Origin of the sequence: Lutibacter citreus (assembly GCF_003260195.1) — a bacterium.
GTDB lineage: Bacteria > Bacteroidota > Bacteroidia > Flavobacteriales > Flavobacteriaceae > Lutibacter > Lutibacter citreus.
Map to the genome: position 1 here is coordinate 326,874 of NZ_QEIH01000006.1, position 22,805 is coordinate 349,678.

Genomic DNA, 22,805 nt, shown 5'->3' on the forward strand with positions numbered 1-22,805 from the left:
CAAATGGCTAAGAATAAAACTGAGAAGGAATTTGGTTTATCCTCGTGGGCTATAGACAATAAAACAACTATCTACGTAATTGTAGCTATATTTTTATTTGTTGGTCTGTCGGCCTACTATAGTATGCCTCGTGAGAGTTTTCCTGAAATTAAAGAAACCAAAGTATACATAAGTTCCGTATACCCAGGGAATACCGCTGAAGATATTGAACGTTTAATAACCGACCCTCTAGAAGAAGAAGTAAAAAATGTTTCTAATGTAGTTGAAGTAACTTCTACGTCACAAGAGGATTATTCAATTATTACTGTTGAATTTGATGAGAGTATTACCGTTGAACAAGCTTTACAAAAAATAAAAGATGAAGTAGATGGTGTAAAAGCTGGTGAAGATTGGCCTACCTATAACAATGCTAAAATTGAACCGAATGTTTTTGACTTAAACATTGCTGAAGAAACTCCAATTTCTAACATTAATATTTCTGGTGATTATCCAGTTCAAAAATTAAAAGAATATGGAGAGTATTTAGAAAAAGAGATTGAAGCATTTCCTCAAATTAAACAAGTTGATATTAGAGGTGCACAAGAAAAAGAAGTGGAAATTGCTGTAGACATTTATAAAATGACTGCTGCAAAAATTAGTTTTGACGATGTTATAAACGCAATTGCCGGCGGAAATGTAACCATTTCAGCAGGTAATCTAATTTCAAGTGGACAAAGAAGAAACATAAGAGTTATTGGAGAAATTGAAAAGCCAATAGAGCTTGAAAATTTTGTAGTAAAATCAGAAAATGGAGCTACCTATTTAAAAGACATCGCTAAAGTTTCTTTTAAAGAAGAAGAAAAAACCACCTATGCACGTTCATATGGTGATAATGTAGTAATGTTAGAAGTAAAGAAACGTTCTGGAAAAAATATGATTCGTGCTGCGGAGCAAATTGACGAGTTAATTACCAGCGTTAAAAAAGACAATATTTTTCCACCAGATGTTAAAATTGAAGTTGCCAATGACCAATCTGACATGACTATAAACCAAGTTAATGACCTAGTGAATAACATTATTTTTGGTATTCTACTTGTAGTTGGTGTATTAACTTTCTTTTTAGGTTTTAGAAACGCATTATTTGTTGGTTTTGCAATACCAATGTCCATGTTTATGTCATTTATGATCTTAAACCTATTAGGTTATACCCTAAATACAATGGTACTTTTTGGTTTAGTTATGGGGCTGGGGATGTTAGTAGATAATGGTATTGTAGTTGTAGAAAACGTTTACCGTTTAATGGATGAAGAAGGCATGAGCCGAACTGAAGCCGCTAAAAAAGGTATTGGAGAAATTGCTTTCCCAATTATTATTTCTACAGCAACCACGGTTGCAGCTTTCTTACCATTAGGTTTTTGGCCTGGAGTAATGGGTCAATTTATGATGATTTTACCAATTACACTTTCTATAGTTTTAGGTTCTTCATTATTTGTTGCTGTATTCTTCAATTCAACGTTAACCTCTAACTTTATGAAGGTTGATCAAGGTGAAAAAGATGAAATAAATGTAAAACAATTAATATTATACAGTGGAATTTTATTTGTTGTAGGTTTAATAATATTTATTGCAGGAGGAGCTATAAAAGCCTTGGGTACATTAATGATATTTATGAGCATAATGCTTTGGGTATACAAATATGCCTTGAGTAAAGTGGCAGATTATTTTCAAAATGTAGTTTTAAGAAAATTAGAGATTTTTTATAGAAAGTTTTTAAAATTTGCCTTAACAGGATTTATGCCATATATATTTTTATTTGGTACTATCGCATTATTACTTATCTCATTTGTAGTAGTTGGAATTGCACAACCAAAAGTTGAATTTTTTCCGGATAATAAACCTAATCAAATTATAGTTTATATTGAATATCCAGAAGGAACAGACATTGCTAAAACCAATGAAATAACTAGAAAAATTGAACAAGACGTATATAAAGTTATAGAAAACTATGTAGATACTGACGGTTACAATTATATGGTAGATTCTACGGTTTCACAAGTAGGTGAAGGAGCTGGTAATCCTCAAACTGATGGTGGTTCTAGTGCTGAAATGCCGCATAAAGGTAAAATTACAGTCGCTCTACGTGAGTTTAAATACAGAAGAGGAAAAGATAGTGAAGAATTACGTAAAGAAGTACAAGCGGCCGTAAAAGGTTATCCTGGAGTATTAGTTTCTGTTGAAAAAGATGCAAATGGACCTCCAGTAGGATATCCTGTAAATATTGAAATTTTAGGTGAAAATTACAAAGATTTGATTGCTACAGCAGATCAAATGAGAACGTTTTTAAACCAAAAAGGAATTTCGGGTGTTGAAGAATTAAAAATTGACGTTAATAAAGACAAGCCAGGCATACAAGTTAATGTAGATAGAAAAAAAGCAGGTGAACTTGGCATTTCTGCAAGTCAAGTTGGTATGCAAATGCGTAGAGCTTTATTTGGTGAAAAAGCAAGTGTTTATAAAGAAGGTGGTGAAGATTACGACATTAATGTTCGTTTTAATGATGAAAATAGGTATAATAAAAGTTCTTTATTCAACCAAAAAATAACTTTTAGAGATCCTGCAAATGGTCAAATAAAAGAAATTCCTGTAGCTGCTTTAGTTTCAGAAAAAAACAGCAACTCATTTAGTGCTATTAAACACCGAGATTTAGAACGTGTTGTTTTATTGTATTCAGGAGTATTAGCGGGTTACAATGCTAATGAAGTTGTAGGTCACGTAAAAGCAGAATTAAAAGGTTATGATATGCCTAATAATGTGAAATACAAATTTACGGGTCAAATGGAAGAACAAGAAGACAATATGACCTTCTTAATGGGAGCCTTAATGACTGGACTTGGTTTAATTTTACTGTTATTAATTTTTCAATTTAACTCTATCTCTAAACCATTAATTATTATGATGGCAATTTTCTTAAGTTTTATTGGAGTATTGTTTGGATTGGTAATTTTTAGTATGAATTTTGTTATTATGATGACAATGGTAGGTATTATTTCTCTTGCCGGAATTGTTGTAAACAACGGTGTGGTATTACTTGATTATACAGAGCTATTGATGACTAGAAAGAAAGATTCAATGGGATTACCTGCAAGCTATCAATTGCGTAATGAAATAATTTTTAATTTAATTGTTGAAGGTGGTAAATCTCGTTTACGGCCGGTATTATTAACCGCAATTACAACAGTTTTAGGACTTGTTCCTTTAGCAATTGGTTTAAATATTGATTTCTTTTCGCTATTTAGTGAATTTGACCCAAAAATATATGTTGGTGGTGATAACGTAATATTCTGGGGGCCATTAGCTTGGACAGTAATATTTGGATTAACATTTGCAACTTTCTTAACATTGGTAATTGTACCTGTATCATTTTACCTTGTAAATAAATTAAAATATAGAATTAAACGAAACAGACAATAGTCATTAAAAATGTTTGATAAAAAAAAGTCTCTTTTACAGAGGCTTTTTTTTATTTTTACACTAATGAAACAGCAAAAAACATATACTGTTAGCGAAGCAACAAAAGCATTAGAATATTTTTGCGCTTACCAAGAACGCTGTCATAAAGAAGTTGAACAAAAACTACGTGATATAAATATGATTCCTGAAGCTAGGGATCACATTGTTTTACACCTACTTCAACACAATTTTTTAAATGAAGAACGTTACGCAAAATCCTTTGTAAGAGGAAAGTTCAATATAAAAAAATGGGGTAAAATTAAGATAATCAATCAATTAAAATTTAAAGAAATTTCATCTTACAATATTAAATCTGGTATATCAGAAATAAATGAAGAAGATTATTTAGCCGCTTTAGAATCAATAGCTGAAAAAAAAATAAAACTGATAAAAGAGCCAAATAAATTTAAAAAAAACTCAAAACTTGCTTCTTTTTTAATTTCAAAAGGATATGAATCCTATCTTGTTTTTGACCTAGTAAAAAAAATGACGTTATAAAAATTAACTGATTTCAGTCATAAATTTTCATTCAGAAAAATTATATATTTAATTTTTAAACAACATTAAATATATTTTCTAATGAAAAAATTGCTACTCTGTTTTGTATTTTTAATTTTTAGTTCATTTTCGTATTCACAAAACACAAAACTTCCAAAAAAAACAAAAAAAGGTGATTTGCAAGAAATTATACTTTACTATGATAATGGCAATGTAATGCAACATGGATTTTATACAAAAGACGGGAAATTACATGCCTCCTGGAAAAGTTACAATATGGATGGTACAAAAAAATGTAATGCTACTTATAATTATGGAGTTAAAGAAGGAATTTGGACTTATTGGAGTAAAAATAAAACAATAAAAATCACGTATAAAAATAATAAAGTTATAAATATTGAAGAAATAACTGACCTTGAAAAGCCAAAAATTAATGAATAATTTTTCCATTTTCAATACAAAAACTGAATCTTATTTTTTAATCAGTTATTTTATTGGTTTATACTTTTTAGGTCTTTTCTTAAATCTCTCACGATCTAATTTTTCAAGCTCAAGAGGAATTTCTGTATCTACTTCCAACGCGTTTTGAATATCTTCCGCCTTATAAATTGTGTTTATTTTAGAATTTACAGCTGAAAATAAATCAATAATTTTTTTTACTTCTTCTTTAACTTCTTCCTTAGAAATTGAAGGGATATTTGCCATATCAGCCAATCTTAATGTTTCATTATGCAAAACATTAAACCTTGCAACAACATTCTTTTGTTCTAACTTTTCAATTCTTATAGAATCTTTCATTAATTTCACTAATTCAGAAAGTTCCTTTGCATTATTAAGCGCTTCAAGATTAGATACATTGTAATATTTCAACATAAATTCGTCCACATCTTTATACTCCTTCCAACTAAATAAAGTTTTTTTTGCATTAGGAATTAATGTTTCACTAACATTATTTATAATCCTATCAGTATCAACTTTTAAAGTATCAACATTATCTGCAACTTTTTCAACATTTCTATGTTCTCCACAAGAAATTGTAAGAAATATAATTAATAATAAAATAGAATATAAATGCTTCATTGTAAATGTTATTGAGCCCAAAAATACTAATAAAATAACTGTTTTAAATAAAAATTATTATTTTCATAAAAAACATCCCACAATAGATTGAGTATTTTAATTCTGTATATTTGAATATGTCAAATATGATTTTAAATTAAATGAATAAACGCGTTTTAATAATTGGAGCTTGTGGGCAAATTGGATCTGAACTAACCTTAAAACTACGAGATATTTACGGCAATAAAAATGTAATTGCCTCAGATATAAGAACTGGTAATAAGGAACTTATGAAATCGGGCCCTTTTGAAATTGTAAATGCAATGGACTATGATTCCATTGCTAACATAGTTGAAAATTATAATATTACCGATGTTTATTTAATGGCTGCTATGCTTTCAGCAACCGGAGAAAAATTCCCAGATAAAGCTTGGCAATTGAATATGAATTCTTTGTTTAACGTTTTAAATTTAGCTAAAGAAGGAAAAATTAAAAAACTATTTTGGCCAAGTTCTATAGCCGTTTTTGGCTCAACAACACCAAAAGAAAACACTCCACAAGAAACCGTTATGGAGCCATCTACAGTTTATGGAATAAGCAAATTAGCTGGTGAACGTTGGTGTGAATACTATCATAATAAATTTGGTGTAGATGTTAGAAGTGTTCGTTATCCTGGTATAATTAGTTGGAAAACAAAACCCGGAGGAGGAACTACTGATTATGCTGTTGAAATTTTCCATAAGGCATTAATTTCAGGAAAATACACGTGTTTTTTAAAAGAAGACACAAAATTACCAATGATGTATATGAACGATGCAATAGACGCTACATTAAAAATAATGCAGGCTCCTAGTTCACAAATTAAAATCCGTTCATCATATAACTTAGCTGCATTTAGCTTTACACCAAAAGATTTATCTGAGGAAATAAAGAAAATTGTTCCTGAATTTGAAATTTTGTACAACCCAGATTTTAGACAAAAAATAGCTGACAGCTGGCCTAAAAGCATCGATGATTCTAGATCTAGAGGTGATTGGGGCTGGAATTACAAATTTGACATCAAAAAAATGTCTGAAGAAATGTTAAACAATTTATATTTAAAATACGAAATTGTTTAAATATTAATACTTTCTTTTAAACTTCATCAACTAAAACAGGGTGTAGTTAATTCTCTTAAAATATTTATTCAAACTAAATAAATAGCAATAATAACAATTATAGGTAATTGATTTTCAAACCTCGAAATCTACTAAAACGTTTTAGTAGATTTCGAGGTTTTATGACATCCATCATATCTTAAAATTAAGAGTTCCTCTAATTTTGTAGGGGAAAATTAATCATTAAACAAAAATAACAAACAAAATATATAATTATGAATATTTCACATATTGAACATATTGGGATAGCAGTTAACAATTTAGATGAGTCTATAAAATACTACGAAGGTGTTTTAGGTTTAAAATGTTATTCAATTGAAGAAGTAGCTGATCAAAAAGTTAAAACCGCATTTTTTATGGTGGGTCAAACTAAAATTGAATTATTAGAAAGCACTTCTCCTGATGGACCTATCGGAAAATATATTGAAAGAAAAGGACAAGGAATACATCATATAGCTTTTGCTGTACCTAATTCTTCAGAAGCTTTAAAACAAGCTGAAGAAAGAGGAGTACAATTAGTTGATAAAGTTTCTCGTAAAGGTGCAGAAGGATTAAATATTGGTTTCCTTCACCCAAAATCAACACAAGGAGTACTTACTGAACTTTGTTCAAAAGAATAATTGACAAGAAAAACACATATATAAAAATGGCAAACCAAGAAAAAATTAATGAGCTCATTGAAAAAAGAGCTAAAGCGAAATTAGGTGGAGGTGAGAAACGCATCGATTCACAGCACGCTAAAGGAAAATTAACAGCTCGTGAACGAATTGACATTCTTTTAGACGAAGATAGTTTTGAAGAATTTGATATGTTTGTAACACATAGAACTAAATCTTTTGGCTTAGATAAACAAATTTATCTTTCAGATGGTGTTGTTACTGGTCACGGTACAATTGATGGAAGAATTGTTTATGTGTTCGCACAAGATTTCACTGTTTTTGGAGGTTCTTTATCTGAAACTTATGCATTAAAAATATGTAAAGTAATGGATATGGCAATGAAAATTGGAGTTCCAGTTATTGGATTAAACGATTCAGGTGGAGCACGTATTCAAGAAGGTGTAAGATCTTTAGCTGGTTATGCTGAAATTTTTCAAAGAAACATTATGGCTTCTGGTGTAATCCCTCAAATTTCTTCAATTTTAGGCCCTTGTGCTGGTGGTGCAGTTTATTCTCCTGCCCTTACAGATTTTACAATTATGACAGACAAAACAAGTTATATGTTTGTTACAGGACCAAAAGTTGTACAAACAGTAACTGGTGAAGTTGTTACAACTGAAGAGTTAGGTGGTGCAAAAATTCACTCAACAAGATCAGGTGTATCTCACTTCTTAGCTGATAGTGATGAAGAAAATTTATTGTTAGTTCGTAAAATATTAAGTTACTTACCTTCTAATAATTTAGAGGAACCACCAGTAATTACTTGTAATGACCCTATTGATAGATTAGAAGATGCATTAAATGAAATAATTCCTGAAAATCCAAATCAACCTTATGATATTGTTGATGTAATATCAATTCTTGCTGATAACGGTGAATTTACTGAAGTACATAGAAGTTATGCTCGTAATATTTGTGTAGGTTTTGCTAGATTTAATGGTCATCCAGTAGGTATTGTTGCCAATCAACCAAAATATTACGCAGGTGTATTAGATATTGAAGCTTCAAGAAAAGCAGCACGTTTTGTACGTTTTTGTGATTGTTTCAACATTCCACTTGTAACTTTAGTTGATGTACCAGGATTCTTACCTGGAACAGGTCAAGAATATGGAGGAATTATTTTACACGGAGCAAAATTATTATTTGCTTACGGTGAAGCTACTGTACCTAAAGTAACTATTACTTTACGTAAATCATACGGTGGAGCTCATGATGTAATGAGTTGTAAACAATTACGTGGTGATGTTAACTACGCTTGGCCAACTGCAGAAATTGCTGTAATGGGAGCTAAAGGGGCTGTTGAAGTTTTAGAAGGATCTAATATTAGAAAAATTGAAGATGCTGATGAAAAACAAGAATACATTCAGAAAAAAGAGGATGAGTACACTAAAAAGTTTGCAAATCCATACGAAGCTGCAAAATACGGTTTCATTGATGATGTAATTGAACCAAGAAACACTCGTTTCAGAATTATTAGATCTTTAGAATTACTTCAAAACAAAAAAGAAGTAAACCCACCTAAAAAACATTCAAACATTCCACTATAATGACTATACTACCACTAGTTACTGATCAAATTAGCGAAGGATACGTTATTTTGATCACCGGATTATTAATTGTTTTTGGCGCATTAGTAATTTTGGCGTTGTTCTTTAATTTTGGATTACCTGTTTTACTTTATGTGTATAAAATAATCACTAAAAGAAAAGACAAAAAGATTAGCGAAATTAAAGTTGAAGCAGATCACGACTTTACAGGAGAAATTGCTGCAGCCATTGGTGCTGGTATTCATATGTATATGAATGAACAACATGACTTCGAAAGCGCAATTTTAACAATTAAACAAGTTAAAAAACCATATTCACCTTGGAGTTCTAAAATTTATGGAACTCAAAATAGATTATAACAAATGAAAAGCTACAAATTTAAAGTAAACGAAAACGGGTATACCGTTAATATAAAATCACACGAAGACAATATTATTAACTTAGAAGTTAATGGTACTTCTTATGCTGTAAAAATGAAAGAGGAGATTCAAAAAACGAAGACTCCTACTCTAGTTAGAGCTGCATCACAAAGACCTGCAGAACCATTAAAAGTTAATCCTAAGTCTCAAAAAACTAGAATTGTTGCACCTATTCCAGGAATTGTATTATCTATTGATGTAAAAGTTGGTGACACTCTTAAAGTTGGTGATAGAATGTTAGTTTTAGAAGCAATGAAAATGGAAAATAATATTGTTTGTGAAAAAGCGGGTACAATTACTGATATGAAAATTAGTGTTGGACAACAAGTGTTACAAGACGAATTAATGATAGAACTAGAATAAAACTTTAAACATGAAAAAAGTAATAATAATATTTTGTGTTTTATCATTGTTGATCTTTATTAGACCAGCACTTGGATTGGGCACAAATACAAGCTCAAATAATTTAGACGATTCTGTTAAAACTGAACAAGTTGAAAAAACAGTTGAATCTCATTCTTATGACGGAGCTTTTAAAGGAATTAAACAATTTTATAATTATACTGGTTTTGCTAATGTAACATCTGGTCATGCTACTATGATTGTTATAGGGATCATATTTATATTTTTAGGTATAAAATATGATTATGAGCCTCTATTATTAATCCCAATTGGAACAGGTGTAATCCTTGGAAATATACCTTTTGTAGCAGGAAACCAAACTGGAATTTACGAAACAGGATCGGTATTAAATTATCTGTATTTTGGAGTAGTAAAAGGGGTATATCCTCCTCTAATTTTCTTAGGAATTGGCGCAATGACAGATTTCTCATCTTTAATTGCAAATCCAAAACTAATGCTATTAGGAGCTGCAGCACAAATTGGTGTTTTTGCAACTTTTATGGGAGCTCTTTATTTAGGGTTTAACTTACCTGAAGCTGGTGCAATTGGAATTATTGGTGGTGCCGATGGTCCTACTGCAATTTTCCTTTCATCTAAATTAGCCAATGGTGTTAATATATTAGCTGATGGAACAACTGTTAAAAACTTAATTGGTCCAATTGCTATTGCGGCATATTCTTATATGGCTTTAGTTCCTGTAATTCAACCTCCATTAATGAGATTATTAATTTCAAAAGAGGATAGAAAAATTAAAATGAAACCACCAAGAGCGGTTTCTCAAAAGGAAAAAATGATTTTCCCAGTTGTAGCTTTAATTTTAACATTGTTTATCTCTCCTAGTGCATTACCATTATTAGGTATGTTATTCTTCGGAAACTTATTAAAAGAATCTGGAAGAACAGAAAGATTAGCAGATACTGCAAGAACTAAATTAATTGACATTGTAACTATCTTATTAGGTGTAACAGTAGGAGCTTCTACACAAGCTGATATTTTTATAACTAAAGATTCTATGTTAATATTTGGACTTGGAGCAATATCGTTTGTAATTGCAACTTGTGGAGGATTACTTTTTGCTAAATTTATGAATCTATTCTTAAAAGGAGATAATAAAATTAATCCACTTATTGGTGCGGCAGGTGTATCTGCAGTTCCTGATAGTGCGAGAGTTGTTCATACTGAAGGATTAAAATCAGACCCAAGTAACTATTTATTAATGCACGCAATGGCTCCTAATGTTTCTGGAGTTATCGGTTCTGCAATTGCAGCGGGTATTATATTAAGTTTCTTAGGCTAGTAAAAAATATTATTAAAACAGTTGTTTAAACAACTCATATTAAATAATAAACATAATGAAAATACCAAATTCAATGACAGCTGAAAATGCTGTTAAGTTAATAAAGTCAGGAGATAGAGTATTAATTCAAGGTGGTTCTGCAACTCCACAAGCTTTAATTAAAGCTATGGTAGCAAGAGCTTCAGAATTAAAAGCTGTAGAAATTGTACACTTACACACAGAAGGTGAACATGGTTATACAGATCCTGCTTTAAGAGAAAGTTTTCATACCAATGCATTTTTTATTGGAGGAAACATTAGAAAAAACATAGGTGATACTGCAGATTATATTCCAATTTTCTTAAGTGACATTCCAAGTTTATTCCGCGAAGGATATATGGACTTAGATGTTGTATTGGTAAATGTATCTCCTCCAGATAAGCACGGGTTTTGTTCATTAGGTGTTTCTGTAGATATCGTTCTTGCAGGTATTGAGCAAGGTAAAAAGGTAATTGCACAAATTAACCCATTAATGCCTCGTACTTTTGGAGATGCTCAAATTAACATTAATAACTTTGATGCTTGCGTTGAAATAGAGGAAGAGATCTACGAAATGAAATTTGTAGAACCTTCAGCAACAGAAAGTGCTATTGGTAAAAATATTGCTGAAATTATTGATGATGGAGCAACGCTTCAAATGGGTATTGGTGGTATTCCAAATGCGGTACTTACCTTCCTACATAATCACAAAAACTTAGGTGTTCATACAGAAATGTTTGCTGAAGGAATTGTTGATTTAGTAGAAAAGGGAATTGTTAACGGTTCAAAGAAAAAAACAAATCCTTACAAAATCGTTTCTGGTTTTGCTATGGGTACGCGTCGTTTATACGATTTTATGGATGACAATCCTGAAATTGAAATGAGAGATATTGCTTATGTTAATGATACGTCTGTAATTCGTCAAAACCCATCTGTAACTGCTATTAATTCAGCTATTGAAGTTGATTTAACTGGGCAAATTTGTGCTGATTCTATAGGAACAAGAATGTTCTCTGGTGTTGGTGGACAAATGGACTTTATGCGTGGTGCAGCTTTATCAACAGGAGGAAAACCAATTTGTGCTATTACTTCAACAACTGCTAAAGGTGTTTCTAAAATAGTTTCTTCCTTAAAACCTGGAGCTGGAGTTGTAACTACACGTGCTCACGCTCGTTTTGTAGCAACTGAATATGGTGTTGCCGAATTATTTGGTAGAAACTTAAAACAAAGAGCAATTGCTTTAAGAGATATTGCACACCCAGATTCAAGAGAAGAATTAGACAAAGCTATTTTCGAAAGATTTGGTAGCAGTTTAATGACAAAATAAATTTATTGAAGTTAAAGTTCCTAAAATTTGTAATTTTAAGAACTTTAACTTTCTAATATTAAATAAATTCACACATAATGAGCGATAAAAATAAAGCACTTTTTTCTGAATTCCCTCCTGTATCAACAGAGCAGTGGATGGAAAGAGTGACCGCAGATTTAAAAGGAGCTGATTTTGATAAAAAACTTGTTTGGAAAAACCTAACTGGTATCAATATTCAACCTTGTTATAATATTGAAAATAAAATTACACAGCTTAAAAACACAGGAGAAAATTCTCAATCATTAGTGAATTACCGTAGTATTGCAGTTACAACTGCTGAAAGCGGTAACAAACTAGCTGTTAAAGCTGTTGAAGAAGGAATGAACGGAGTTATTTTTCAACTAAAAGAAAATGTATCTGTTGCAACTCTTTTAAATGGAATTGATTTAAACACTACAACTGTTTCTTTTGAAATAAAAGCTAATGCTGTCGCTTTTGCTACAGATTTGGTTGCTTTTGCAAAAGATAGTAATTTAAAAGGTTACATTAATACAGGAATTATTTCTAATTATGTAACTACAGGTTCTTTTGACGCTAGTCAAATTGAAGTTGCTGCAGAATTAGTTAAACTAACCGCTAATTTTCCAAATTTCAAAGCAATCACAGTTTCAGGAACTGAATATTTAGATTCAGGTGCAAACCAAGTTCAAGAAATTGCTTACACTTTAAACTCTTTAGTTTTCTTAATTGAAAAACTTTCAGAAAAAGGTGTTGAAGCTCAAACAATATTTAACAACTTAAACTTTAAACTAGCAATTGGTTTAGAATACTTTGTTGAAATTGGGAAGTTTAGAGCATTCAACAGTTTATTAGCTGAAATTGCGGCTAAATATGGAGTTACTGAAGTATCAAACACTATTACAGCAAAAACTTCTATCTGGAGTAAATCTGTTACAGATGCAGAAACTAATTTATTACGTTGTACTACTGAAGCAATGTCAGCTATTTTAGGAAATGTTGATGGTATTTTAATTGATGCTTACGATAAAGAATTTAAAAACCCTTCAGATTTCTCAAGTAGAATTGCTGGTAATATTACTACAATTTTAAGAGAAGAATCTTACTTTGGCAAAGTTTCAAATCCAGTTGATGGATCTTACTATATAGAAGAAGTTTCTTCAAAAATAGCTGAAAAAGCATTAGTATTATTCCAAGCTATTGAAGCTGATGGTGGTTTTTATGCTGCTTTTGAAAACGAAACAATTCAACAACAAATTGCTGACATTCGTTTACAAAAATTAAAATTAATTAGCCAACGCAGAACTCCATTAGTAGGTGTTAACAAATACCCTAACTTAATGGAAACTGTTGCTGTTGATATTCTTTCAGAAGGAGGAGCTGACAATTCTAAAGTATTAACTCCAAGAAGAGCATCTCTAGAAATTGAAGCTTTAAGAAGAAAAACTGAAGAATTAGTAGCTGATACTAACGTACGTCCAATTGTACAATTAGCTAGTTTTGGAAACTTAAATATGCGTAAAGCTAGAGCAGCTTTTGCTTATGACTTTATTGGTGTAAGCGGTTTTGACGTTCACCAAGAAGAAAGTTTTGAAAGTGCTGAAGCAGCTGCTACTAAAAGTGCAAAATCAGACTCTCACGTTGTTGTTATCTGTAGTTCAGATCAAGATTACGATGAAAGTGCTATTGCATTTATAAAAGCATTTAGAGCTATTGCAACTGATAAAGTATTATTATTAGCTGGTGCTCCTAAAAATATGGATGAATTAACTGAAGCTGGTTTAGATGGTGTTGTTAATATGAGATCAGATGTTCTTGTAACACTTTCTAAAATTCAGAATAAAGTTCAAAAAACATTAAAATCTTAAGAAGTATGAAACCAGATTTTTCAGATATTAAATTAAATTCAGCTGTACAACAAACAGCTGCAACTTCAGAGAATCAAGACGTTTGGAATACTCCTGAAGGAATCCCAGTAAAAAAACAATTTGCAAAAGAAGATATTTCAGAAGCTGAGCATTTAGGTTACGCTGCTGGTATGCCTCCTTTTTTAAGAGGACCTTATAGTGCAATGTACGCAATGCGTCCTTGGACTATACGTCAATATGCAGGTTTTTCTACTGCGGAAGAGTCAAATGCTTTTTACAGAAGAAATTTAGCTGCAGGTCAAAAAGGACTTTCAGTTGCTTTTGATTTAGCTACACACCGTGGATATGATTCAGATCACCCACGTGTAACAGGTGATGTTGGTAAAGCCGGTGTTGCTATAGATTCTATTTTAGATATGGAAATTTTGTTCGATCAAATTCCATTAGATAAAATGTCAGTTTCTATGACAATGAATGGTGCTGTATTACCAATTATGGCCTTTTATATTGCTGCTGCAAGAAAACAAGGTGTTTCTTTAGATAAACTTTCTGGAACTATTCAGAATGATATTTTAAAGGAATTTATGGTTCGTAATACATACATTTACCCACCATTACCTTCAATGAAAATTATTGGTGATATTTTTGATTACACCACTAAAAATATGCCTAAGTTTAACTCAATCTCAATTAGTGGTTACCATATGCAAGAAGCTGGTGCAACTGCAGATATTGAATTGGCTTACACATTAGCAGATGGTATGGAGTACATTAGAACTGGATTAAAATCTGGTTTAAAAATTGATGAGTTTGCTCCTCGTTTATCGTTCTTCTGGGCTGTAGGAATGAATCACTTTATGGAAATTGCAAAAATGCGTGCTGCACGTATGCTTTGGGCAAAAATCATTAAGTCTTTCAACCCAACAAATCCAAAGTCAATGGCATTGCGTACGCATAGTCAAACTTCAGGATGGAGTTTAAGTGAGCAAGATCCTTTCAATAACGTATCTCGTACTTGTATTGAAGCAATGGCTGCTACGTTAGGAGGAACTCAATCTTTACATACAAATGCATTGGATGAAGCTATTGCTTTACCAACAGATTTCTCTGCAAGAATTGCACGTAACACGCAAATCTTTATTCAAGATGAAACGCAAATGACTAAAGCAGTTGATCCTTGGGCTGGTTCTTACTATGTTGAGTACTTAACTCAAGAAATAGCGAAGAAAGCTTGGAAATTAATTGAAGAAGTTGAAGAATTAGGTGGAATGGCTAAAGCTATTGAAACTGGAGTTCCAAAATTACGTATTGAAGAAGCTTCTGCTCGTAAACAAGCTCGTTTAGATTCTTGTCAAGATATTTTAGTTGGAGTAAATAAATTCAAAACTACTGAAAAAACTAACATTGAAATCTTAGATGTTGACAATACAGTTGTAAGAGACTCTCAAATTGAGCGTTTAAACAAAATGAAAGCTGATCGTAATTCAGAAGTTGTTGCTGCCAATTTAGCTGCATTAGAAAAATGTGCTGGAACTGGAGAAGGTAACTTATTAGAATTAGCTGTTGAAGCTGCTGAAAATTTTGCTACTTTAGGTGAAATTTCTGATGCTTTAGAAATTCATTTTGGAAGACATAAAGCTGAAACTAAATTAATAAGTGGTGTGTACGGTAAAGAAGTAAATAACGATAGTACGTTTGCAAAAGCGCAAAAATTAGCAGATAAGTTTGCTGAAATTGAAGGTAGAAGACCAAGAGTAATGATTGCAAAAATGGGTCAAGATGGTCACGATAGAGGTGCAAAAGTTGTTGCATCTAGTTTCGCTGATTTAGGTTTTGATGTAGATATGGGATCATTATTCCAAACTCCTGAAGAGGTTGCAAAACAAGCTATTGAAAACGATGTTCACTTTGTAGGTGCATCAAGTTTAGCTGCTGGTCACAAAACATTAATTCCTCAATTAATTGAAGAATTAGCTCGTTTAGGAAGACCTGATATTATGGTATTTGCAGGTGGAGTTATTCCAGCGCAAGATTATGATTACTTATTCGAAAGAAAAGTAGCTGCTGTATTTGGTCCTGGTACTGTTATTTCAGAATCAGCGATTACAATTATGGAAAAATATTTAGAGCAAGAGTAAGCTTTAAATTTCAACTATATTAAAAGCCCAACATTAAACTGTTGGGCTTTATTGCGTTTATAATTTATCTAAACTCATTCTGTAATCATTGGGTGAAAACTTAACATATTTCTTAAATATTTTACAGAAATAGGTGTTACTATTGAAACCACATTGGTATCCAATTTCTTTGCACGAATATGATGTTGTATTCAGTAATAAGAGTGCTTTTTCAATTCGTTGTCTATTGATATAGTCAATGGGGTTTTGCTTTGTTAACTCCTTAAATTTTCGAGTAAAATGATCTGATGACATCGAATATTTTGCTGACAAATCAGATACCGTAAGGCGATTGCTAAGATTTTGATGAATAAACAAGATAGATTCTGGGATTCTATTCATTGGTTCAGTTTTCAATTCCATTTTAGTCGAGTTTATGAACTCAGAAAGTAATAAGCTAATTATTCCACTTGAAACCAAATTCTCTTTTGCTCCACTTTGCTTATTCTTAAGTGCATTCAAGTTCATTTTCTGGTAAATTAAAGGATCACCTGACGGTAGACTCATATTAGGATTTGCTCCACACAATCTTTCAAACAATTCGTAATGAAATGAGCTCGCTTTAATTTCAATATTGAAGTAATACAATTGGTAAATGCTTAATTTATTTGGAAGCTGAATGGTAAATGTTGAATAATATTGCTCCATAAAATCATTACACTGATAGCTGCATTGCTCAAAACTTGGAATTAAGTATAGGTAACCTTTTCGAAGCTTAATTTTCTGATCCCTCAAATAGATATACGCTTCCCCATCTGTAATGAGGTATAATCTTGTGAATGGGCTTGTGATATTTGAATAATCCCACTCTCTACCAAGTCGACAATGTTCAACAAAAGACACATTAAATGATAGTTTTTGTAAAAGACCAATATTATCCATTTTTACTATATGACTATATTATTATACGAATATCTTCAAAAAAAGTTAAAATTAAAACACAACACGAAGTCGGTTTTGTTAAATTATTGAAAGTATTTGTTCAATTTGGTATTCCTTATAATATTTACCTTTGTTAATGAGTATTATAAAACTTTGAACATGAATTTATTAAAGAAAACATTAATTATAGTTACTTTATTTATTAGCTGTCAATTTATTTTTGGACAAGATAAATATGAGGCCAATTGGGAATCACTTTCACAATATGAATGCCCCGAGTGGTTTCAGGATGCCAAGTTTGGAATATACACACACTGGGGTGTTTATTCTGTTCCTGAATGTCCTTCTGATTGGTACGGACATTATATGTACAATAAAGAACACCCTAACTACCTTTCTCATAAAGAAATCTATGGAGATCAAGACAAGTTTGGTTATAAGGATTTAGTGCCTCTATTTACTGCTCCTAAATTTAACGCCGATGAATGGGCAGATTTATTTGTAGAAGCAGGTGCTCGTTTTGCTGGCCCTGCAGGAGAACACGCTGATGGTTTTTCTATGTGGGATTCAAAAGTAAATCCTTGGAATGCCGTTGATATGGGGCCAAAACGAGATGTGGTTGCCGAGATGGAAAAGGCCATTCGTAAACGGGGCTTAAAATATGTCGTAAGCCTACACCACTCGTGGTTATGGGGATGGTTCCCAACTTGGAATGAAAGCACCGATTGTGCCAACCCTAAGAATGCTTCTTTATATGGTGAAAAAGTACCAGAAACAGCTTGGAGAACAAAAGACACCAAAGGTTATTACAAAGTAAATCCAATGCCAAGTGACCAATTTGAACGTGTTTGGCTAGAAAAAGTGAAAGAAGTAGTTGACGGTTACTCACCCGACTTACTTTGGTTTGATAATCGAGTACAAATACTATCGGAAAAAGTACGTCAGGAGATGATGGCTTATGCGTACAATCATGCAGCAAAAAATAATCAAGAATTTGTATTAACGTTTAAACGCCCTGACTTTCCACTTGGAACAGGAACTGTTGATTTGGAGCGCAATCGTATGCCAAAAATATATCCAGAACCTTGGTTAACTGACAATTCAATATCCAAAAAGTTATGGATTTGGCACAAGGATTTAAAATGCTACCCAACCAACAATTTGATTGACGATTTGGTAGATATTGTTAGTAAAAACGGTAACCTTTTACTAAATGTTGCTCCACATCCAAACGGAACTATTCCTGAAGACCAAAAACAACATTTAAGAGAAATGGGTAAATGGTTAAAACTGAATGGAGAGGCTATTTATGAAAGTCGCCCTTGGCTTATTTACGGTGAAGGTCCTACAGAAACAAAAACAGGACATTTAGCTGATATGCAATTTGATGGTTTTGGTGATGAAGATATCCGTTTTACCACTCGTGATGGACAATTATATGCAATTGCATTAGGTTGGCCTGAATCTGGAGTTCTTCCTATTAGATCATTGAGTTCTACAAGTTACAATGGTAAAATAGAAAAAATTGAATTAATTGGTCATGATTCAAAATTGAAATGGATACAAACTGAAAATGCATTGGAAATTCAATTACCAGCTAAAAAACCATGTGAACACGCCTTTGTTTTTAGAATAAATTAATTAGTGATTCTAACAAAAATATATTAATAAAAAAAACATTTAAAATTAATAGATATGCCAGAAAAAACACCTCTATCACAGCATAAAGACATTCCATTATACAACACAGAAACATGGATGTATGAAGATTTTAAAGTAGGTCAAAAAGACCGATCAATAAGTAGAACAATATCAGAAGGAGAAGCTATGATGTTTAATGGATTGGTATTAGATATGCATCCATATGTTGGGGATCAAGTATTTGCAGAAAACGAAGGACTTTTTGGTAAAAGATTAGTTGCAGGAGCCATGGTGTTCAGTCTAGGTTTGGGCTTAATGGCAAATAATAATGTCAACACTTTTAGTTACGGCTACGACAAATTACGATTTATTAAACCTGTATTTATTGGTGATACCATATATACCGTCCGTACTCATTTACATAAAAAACCTAAATACGAAAAAATGGGTTTAATAACAGTAAGCTATGAAGTTTATAAACAACCAGGAGAATTGGTATTGTATTGTGAGCATTTACAAACAGTAAAATATAGAGAAGTAAAAAATGTATAAATAGTTAAAAACATTAAATCCTCTGATATAATTGTCTGTAAGTTTTAGGTGATACTTGTTTATACTTTTTGAATTGTCTATAAAAAAAAGACAAATTATTAAAACCGGACTCATACCCTACTTGGGATACTGATAAATCAGTCTCTATTAACATTTTACTTGCAATTGTAATTTTATATTCGTTAACATAATTTGAATACGTTTTATCAAAAGTTTTTTTAAAAAATCTACAAAAAGCTTCTTTACTTAAAGATAACTTATTTGATAATTCAGTTAGAGTAGGTTCATTTTGATAATTATCTTTAATATAGCTGTTAATCACATTAACTCTAGTACTTTCTTTTAAAGAAAGATCTTTACCAAAACTTGGACCTGCTAACAATTCAATAGTTGCATTGGTAGCTAAAACATTTAAGATGTTTAAAAAAGTTAAAATGCGTTCAAATGGGGTTTGGCTATAAATAGCACTAAATGAGTTTTCAAGAGAAAGAGCAGTTTTTATATCGAATGAAATTCCATAACTCGATTTTAAAAGCATTTTTTTTATACTTGTAAATTCAGGCTTATCAATCCAATTATTAAATAATGAGTCATCCCATTGAATAATAACACACTTAACTTGTTCGTTTTTTGTGTCAATAGTTTTCCAAGAATGTGGCACATTTTTACCAACTAAAACTAAATCACCTCTATTAAATTGATGCATTGAGTCTCCAACATATCTAATCCCTGTACTTTGTATCATAAAGGTAAGTTCATATTGTGGATGAAAATGCCATTCTGCCTTAAATTCTTTCTCCTCAAATAGTTTAACTTTAAATGAATTATTTGGTGATGTAGTAACTTGTTTTAATTGAGCCTTCATAAAATAAAAATACTAAAAAATGCAAACTATTGATGTAAATTTAAAAGCAAAATCAATATTAATCAATATAGTACATAGTTAGTGTAATATTCTATATTAATTCAACAAACAAATTAATGATATTTGCATCAATAAATACCTAATTTAAAATGAAAAATTTAGAAATAAGAGACCTTAAAATTTTTAAAGCATCTACACCTTTAAAAAAACCAATTTCGGATGCCACTCATACACTCACTGAAATTTCTTTTATTGTTTTAAGAATTCAACTTGAAAATGGAATTATAGGTGAATCATACCTATTATCATTTCAATATTCACCCAATGCAATAATTGGAGCTTTAAAAGATTTAATTCCTGTTGTAAAAGGATATAAAGCCTATGAAACTGGTTTGTTGAGTAAGAAATTAGATGATTTATTTGAATATTTTGGAAATCAAGGTTTATTAAGCTGGGCACAAGCAGCTATTAATATTGCAATGTGGGATGCTTGGGGCAAAGCTCAAAATCAACCTATTTACAAATTATTAGGAGCCACTAAAGAGAAAGTAAATATTTACGGTAGTGGAGGTTGGATATCATATAGTATAGATGAACTAATTGAAGAAGTTACAGATTATGCCAATAGAGGATTTAAAGCTGTAAAAATTAAAGTTGGCTCACCAAAAGTTAGTACAGATTTAGAACGTTTAAGAAAAGTTAGAGAAGCTGTAGGAAACGATATAGATATTATGATGGATGCCAATCAAGGAATGAATTTACCATCAGCTATTAAACTAGCAAACGGAGCTAAAGATTTAAATATCAATTGGTTTGAAGAGCCTGTAAATCATCAAGATTTTCTAGCTTATCAAGTTTTAAAAAATCAAACAGGTATATCTTTAGCAATGGGAGAAAGAGAATTTGATTCTTTACCGCTTCGAGAATTAGTTACAAGAAATGCCTTGGATATTTGGCAACCAGATATTTTAAGAATTGGAGGTGTAGAAGCTTGGAGAGAAAGCGCAGCCTTGGCGCATAGTTTTCACTTGCCAGTATTACCTCATTATTACAAAGATTACGATGTGCCTTTATTGTGCACAATTCCAAATGGTGTTGGTGCAGAATCTTTTGATTGGGTGGATCCATTAATTGATAACCCAATGGTAATAGAAAATGGTTATGCAAAACCACATAATTTACCAGGTTGGGGATTTAACTTTATAGATGATTATTTAACTGAAATAAAATAATATGGGATTAGAAGTTTTTTCATTAGAAAATAAAATTGCTTTAATTACTGGAGGAGGAACAGGAATAGGACTTGGTATTGCAAAAGCATATCATGAAGCTGGAGCTACTGTAGTTATAACTGGTCGTAGAAAACAAGTACTAAAAGATGCAGTTGCTGAATTAGGAGATAATGTTCATTACAGAGTAAATGACATTACCAACAAAAAGGAAATTCCAAACTTAGTAAAGGATATTGAAACTAATATTGGACCTATTGAGGTATTAATAAACAATGCTGGAATCCATTATAAAGGAATGGCTCAAGAAACATCCGATGAAGATTTTGAAAAAATCTTACAAACCAATGTAATTAGTGTGTTTGCTTTAACGAGAGAATGTGCAAAATATATGCTTCAAAGAAAAAAAGGGTCAATAATAATGATTGGTTCTATGGCTGGTATATTTGGTATTGATAAAGTTGTTGCTTACGGAACGTCTAAAACTGCTTTAACGGGATTGGTAAATGCATTAGTCACAGAGTATTCAACTAGTAATGTTCGTGTAAATGCAATTGCTCCTGGTTGGATAGAATCTAATATGTTTTTAAATGCAATAAATAACGACCCGCAAAGAAAACAACAAATTACTAATAGAATTGCTATGGATCATTTTGGACAAACAAGTGATATTGGTAATGCGGCAGTATTTTTAAGTTCTGAAGCTGCAAAATATATTACAGGAGTTGTATTACCTGTTGATGGTGGTGCAACCGTAAATTTCTAAATAAAAAACAATGAAAAAACCAACATATATAACTGGTGATTACACTAAAAGTTCTGCTTTTAATAACGAGAGCCGATTGGTTTACGGTACTTCTGGTTTAGGTGGCGTTTGGGGAAAAGTAGAACAAAGAGATTCCATAGATGCTTTAATTTATGCTTTTGAAAATGGAATAGAAGCCTTAGACACTGCTCCATCTTATGCCAATGCAGAATATTATGTAGGAATGGCTTTAGCAGAATGGAAAGGAAAAAAACCTTTTATAAGCACAAAAATTGGACGTTTAAAAGGAAAAGATGCTTTTGAAACAAAACTAGATTATAGTTCAGATGGTTTGAAGCGAAGTCTTGATAATAGCCTTCAAACTTTAGGTATAGATAAAATAGACTTATTGTTTTTACATGAACCTCAATTGGTGCCTATTGAAAAAATAAACGAAATATTAAATACTTTACAAAATTTTAAATCGGAAGGATTAGTTAACTCAATTGGTGTTGGAGGAAATCCTTCTCTTGAATTTGAGCCATTTATCACCAAAGAAAATTTTGATGTAGTTTCTGGTTTTTTACATATGGATGCATGTAATTTATCGGCTTTTAATGGTGAAATTCAGAAATATCAAAAAGAAGGTATAGCATATTATGCGGCTTCTGCTTTACATTTTTCTTTATTAGGAAATCGCTTTGACACGTATAAAAATGAAGGTGTTGATGGAGAGTGGATAACACAACAAGATTTAGAGAATGCTTTTCGTGTAAAAACTGTTGCAGATAAATACGGAATGTCATTGGCTACCCTTTCTCAACGTTATTTATTTTCAATAAAAGAAGCTGACAGAGTAGTAATGGGTGCAAGAACACCAGAACAAATTAAAGCAACTATTGACGACTGGACTGCAGGAAAATTATCAGAAGAAATATTTAATGAAGTAACGAATTGTATTCTAAATAAATAAA

At 31.5% G+C, this 22,805-nt stretch carries 20 protein-coding genes; 17 read left to right on the plus strand and 3 right to left on the minus strand.

Going from position 1 to position 22,805, the window contains the following annotated elements; genetic code table 11:
• Nucleotides 1–3 precede the first annotated feature (3 nt).
• The 3 genes from DAD81_RS14275 (at nucleotide 4) to DAD81_RS14285 (ending at nucleotide 4,428) form a co-directional block, all read left to right on the plus strand.
• Nucleotides 4–3,450, plus strand: a complete 3,447-nt coding sequence (locus tag DAD81_RS14275) for an efflux RND transporter permease subunit (protein WP_111708955.1) — start codon at nucleotides 4–6, stop codon at nucleotides 3,448–3,450.
• Between the two features lie 63 nt (nucleotides 3,451–3,513).
• Nucleotides 3,514–3,987 carry a regulatory protein RecX gene (locus DAD81_RS14280; RefSeq protein ID WP_111708956.1) on the plus strand — a complete coding sequence of 158 codons (474 nt, stop codon included), beginning with the start codon at nucleotides 3,514–3,516 and terminating at the stop codon, nucleotides 3,985–3,987.
• Nucleotides 3,988–4,068: 81 nt separating this feature from the next.
• Nucleotides 4,069–4,428, plus strand: a complete 360-nt coding sequence (locus DAD81_RS14285; protein WP_111708957.1) for a toxin-antitoxin system YwqK family antitoxin — start codon at nucleotides 4,069–4,071, stop codon at nucleotides 4,426–4,428.
• 45 nt (nucleotides 4,429–4,473) lie between these two features.
• On the opposite strand, the gene DAD81_RS14290 is transcribed toward DAD81_RS14285, so the two are convergent.
• Nucleotides 4,474–5,067, minus strand: coding sequence for a hypothetical protein (locus tag DAD81_RS14290; protein ID WP_111708958.1), 594 nt, complete (start codon nucleotides 5,065–5,067; stop codon nucleotides 4,474–4,476).
• A gap of 140 nt (nucleotides 5,068–5,207) precedes the next feature.
• On the opposite strand from DAD81_RS14290, the gene DAD81_RS14295 reads away from it, so the two are divergent.
• From DAD81_RS14295 to scpA, 9 genes are all read left to right on the plus strand, one after another.
• On the plus strand, nucleotides 5,208–6,164 hold the full coding sequence (locus DAD81_RS14295; protein WP_111708959.1) for an NAD-dependent epimerase/dehydratase family protein: 957 nt from the start codon (nucleotides 5,208–5,210) through the stop codon (nucleotides 6,162–6,164).
• Between the two features lie 254 nt (nucleotides 6,165–6,418).
• Complete coding sequence (mce, locus tag DAD81_RS14300) at nucleotides 6,419–6,823, plus strand: methylmalonyl-CoA epimerase (RefSeq protein WP_111708960.1); 405 nt, start codon at nucleotides 6,419–6,421, stop codon at nucleotides 6,821–6,823.
• 26 nt (nucleotides 6,824–6,849) lie between these two features.
• Nucleotides 6,850–8,409, plus strand: a complete 1,560-nt coding sequence (locus DAD81_RS14305; RefSeq protein WP_111708961.1) for an acyl-CoA carboxylase subunit beta — start codon at nucleotides 6,850–6,852, stop codon at nucleotides 8,407–8,409.
• Entirely contained in the window at nucleotides 8,409–8,768 is a 360-nt protein-coding gene (locus DAD81_RS14310; protein WP_111708962.1) for an OadG family protein, read from the plus strand. The genes DAD81_RS14305 and DAD81_RS14310 overlap by 1 nt, the downstream gene beginning before the upstream one ends.
• A 3-nt stretch (nucleotides 8,769–8,771) precedes the next feature.
• Nucleotides 8,772–9,191: a biotin/lipoyl-containing protein gene (locus DAD81_RS14315; protein ID WP_111708963.1), complete on the plus strand. Its 420-nt coding sequence runs from the start codon at nucleotides 8,772–8,774 to the stop codon at nucleotides 9,189–9,191.
• Nucleotides 9,192–9,201: 10 nt separating this feature from the next.
• On the plus strand, nucleotides 9,202–10,527 hold the full coding sequence (locus tag DAD81_RS14320; protein WP_111708964.1) for a sodium ion-translocating decarboxylase subunit beta: 1,326 nt from the start codon (nucleotides 9,202–9,204) through the stop codon (nucleotides 10,525–10,527).
• Nucleotides 10,528–10,582: 55 nt separating this feature from the next.
• Entirely contained in the window at nucleotides 10,583–11,872 is a 1,290-nt protein-coding gene (locus DAD81_RS14325; RefSeq protein WP_111708965.1) for an acetyl-CoA hydrolase/transferase family protein, read from the plus strand.
• Between the two features lie 77 nt (nucleotides 11,873–11,949).
• A complete protein-coding gene (locus DAD81_RS14330; protein WP_111708966.1) occupies nucleotides 11,950–13,740 on the plus strand; it encodes a methylmalonyl-CoA mutase family protein in 1,791 nt (596 codons plus the stop codon).
• 5 nt (nucleotides 13,741–13,745) lie between these two features.
• Complete coding sequence (scpA, locus tag DAD81_RS14335) at nucleotides 13,746–15,878, plus strand: methylmalonyl-CoA mutase (protein ID WP_111708967.1); 2,133 nt, start codon at nucleotides 13,746–13,748, stop codon at nucleotides 15,876–15,878.
• A 57-nt stretch (nucleotides 15,879–15,935) separates the two neighbouring features.
• Here the strand turns inward: scpA and DAD81_RS14340 are convergent, their stop codons facing one another.
• Nucleotides 15,936–16,799, minus strand: coding sequence for a helix-turn-helix domain-containing protein (locus tag DAD81_RS14340; protein ID WP_111708968.1), 864 nt, complete (start codon nucleotides 16,797–16,799; stop codon nucleotides 15,936–15,938).
• 159 nt (nucleotides 16,800–16,958) lie between these two features.
• Between DAD81_RS14340 and DAD81_RS14345 the strand changes: the two genes are divergently transcribed.
• Together DAD81_RS14345 and DAD81_RS14350 are read left to right on the plus strand one after the other, a co-directional pair.
• Nucleotides 16,959–18,440, plus strand: a complete 1,482-nt coding sequence (locus DAD81_RS14345) for an alpha-L-fucosidase (RefSeq protein WP_111708969.1) — start codon at nucleotides 16,959–16,961, stop codon at nucleotides 18,438–18,440.
• A gap of 54 nt (nucleotides 18,441–18,494) precedes the next feature.
• Nucleotides 18,495–18,992, plus strand: coding sequence for a MaoC family dehydratase (locus DAD81_RS14350; RefSeq protein WP_111708970.1), 498 nt, complete (start codon nucleotides 18,495–18,497; stop codon nucleotides 18,990–18,992).
• 13 nt (nucleotides 18,993–19,005) lie between these two features.
• Here DAD81_RS14350 and DAD81_RS14355 read toward each other — a convergent pair whose 3' ends face one another.
• Nucleotides 19,006–19,857: an AraC family transcriptional regulator gene (locus DAD81_RS14355; RefSeq protein ID WP_111708971.1), complete on the minus strand. Its 852-nt coding sequence runs from the start codon at nucleotides 19,855–19,857 to the stop codon at nucleotides 19,006–19,008.
• Nucleotides 19,858–20,006: 149 nt separating this feature from the next.
• Here DAD81_RS14355 and DAD81_RS14360 point away from each other — a divergent pair, with 149 nt between their 5' ends.
• From DAD81_RS14360 to DAD81_RS14370, 3 genes are read left to right on the plus strand one after another with little or no spacing between them, the layout of a single operon-like run.
• Nucleotides 20,007–21,089 (plus strand): mandelate racemase/muconate lactonizing enzyme family protein, encoded by a 1,083-nt coding sequence (locus DAD81_RS14360; protein ID WP_111708972.1) that lies wholly within the window; start codon nucleotides 20,007–20,009, stop codon nucleotides 21,087–21,089.
• A 1-nt stretch (nucleotide 21,090) separates the two neighbouring features.
• On the plus strand, nucleotides 21,091–21,852 hold the full coding sequence (locus tag DAD81_RS14365; RefSeq protein WP_111708973.1) for an SDR family NAD(P)-dependent oxidoreductase: 762 nt from the start codon (nucleotides 21,091–21,093) through the stop codon (nucleotides 21,850–21,852).
• Between the two features lie 10 nt (nucleotides 21,853–21,862).
• Nucleotides 21,863–22,804, plus strand: a complete 942-nt coding sequence (locus DAD81_RS14370) for an aldo/keto reductase (protein WP_111708974.1) — start codon at nucleotides 21,863–21,865, stop codon at nucleotides 22,802–22,804.
• Nucleotide 22,805 lies beyond the last annotated feature (1 nt).

Excerpts from the sequence above, each read along its gene's own strand:
- DAD81_RS14275 (WP_111708955.1), top strand. The coding sequence starts at position 4 with ATGGCTAAGAATAAAACTGAGAAGGAATTTGGTTTATCCTCGTGGGCT.
- DAD81_RS14280 (WP_111708956.1), top strand. The coding sequence starts at position 3,514 with ATGAAACAGCAAAAAACATATACTGTTAGCGAAGCAACAAAAGCATTA.
- DAD81_RS14285 (WP_111708957.1), top strand. The coding sequence starts at position 4,069 with ATGAAAAAATTGCTACTCTGTTTTGTATTTTTAATTTTTAGTTCATTT.
- DAD81_RS14290 (WP_111708958.1), bottom strand. The coding sequence starts at position 5,067 with ATGAAGCATTTATATTCTATTTTATTATTAATTATATTTCTTACAATT.
- DAD81_RS14295 (WP_111708959.1), top strand. The coding sequence starts at position 5,208 with ATGAATAAACGCGTTTTAATAATTGGAGCTTGTGGGCAAATTGGATCT.
- mce (WP_111708960.1), top strand. The coding sequence starts at position 6,419 with ATGAATATTTCACATATTGAACATATTGGGATAGCAGTTAACAATTTA.
- DAD81_RS14305 (WP_111708961.1), top strand. The coding sequence starts at position 6,850 with ATGGCAAACCAAGAAAAAATTAATGAGCTCATTGAAAAAAGAGCTAAA.
- DAD81_RS14310 (WP_111708962.1), top strand. The coding sequence starts at position 8,409 with ATGACTATACTACCACTAGTTACTGATCAAATTAGCGAAGGATACGTT.
- DAD81_RS14315 (WP_111708963.1), top strand. The coding sequence starts at position 8,772 with ATGAAAAGCTACAAATTTAAAGTAAACGAAAACGGGTATACCGTTAAT.
- DAD81_RS14320 (WP_111708964.1), top strand. The coding sequence starts at position 9,202 with ATGAAAAAAGTAATAATAATATTTTGTGTTTTATCATTGTTGATCTTT.
- DAD81_RS14325 (WP_111708965.1), top strand. The coding sequence starts at position 10,583 with ATGAAAATACCAAATTCAATGACAGCTGAAAATGCTGTTAAGTTAATA.
- DAD81_RS14330 (WP_111708966.1), top strand. The coding sequence starts at position 11,950 with ATGAGCGATAAAAATAAAGCACTTTTTTCTGAATTCCCTCCTGTATCA.
- scpA (WP_111708967.1), top strand. The coding sequence starts at position 13,746 with ATGAAACCAGATTTTTCAGATATTAAATTAAATTCAGCTGTACAACAA.
- DAD81_RS14340 (WP_111708968.1), bottom strand. The coding sequence starts at position 16,799 with ATGGATAATATTGGTCTTTTACAAAAACTATCATTTAATGTGTCTTTT.
- DAD81_RS14345 (WP_111708969.1), top strand. The coding sequence starts at position 16,959 with ATGAATTTATTAAAGAAAACATTAATTATAGTTACTTTATTTATTAGC.
- DAD81_RS14350 (WP_111708970.1), top strand. The coding sequence starts at position 18,495 with ATGCCAGAAAAAACACCTCTATCACAGCATAAAGACATTCCATTATAC.
- DAD81_RS14355 (WP_111708971.1), bottom strand. The coding sequence starts at position 19,857 with ATGAAGGCTCAATTAAAACAAGTTACTACATCACCAAATAATTCATTT.
- DAD81_RS14360 (WP_111708972.1), top strand. The coding sequence starts at position 20,007 with ATGAAAAATTTAGAAATAAGAGACCTTAAAATTTTTAAAGCATCTACA.
- DAD81_RS14365 (WP_111708973.1), top strand. The coding sequence starts at position 21,091 with ATGGGATTAGAAGTTTTTTCATTAGAAAATAAAATTGCTTTAATTACT.
- DAD81_RS14370 (WP_111708974.1), top strand. The coding sequence starts at position 21,863 with ATGAAAAAACCAACATATATAACTGGTGATTACACTAAAAGTTCTGCT.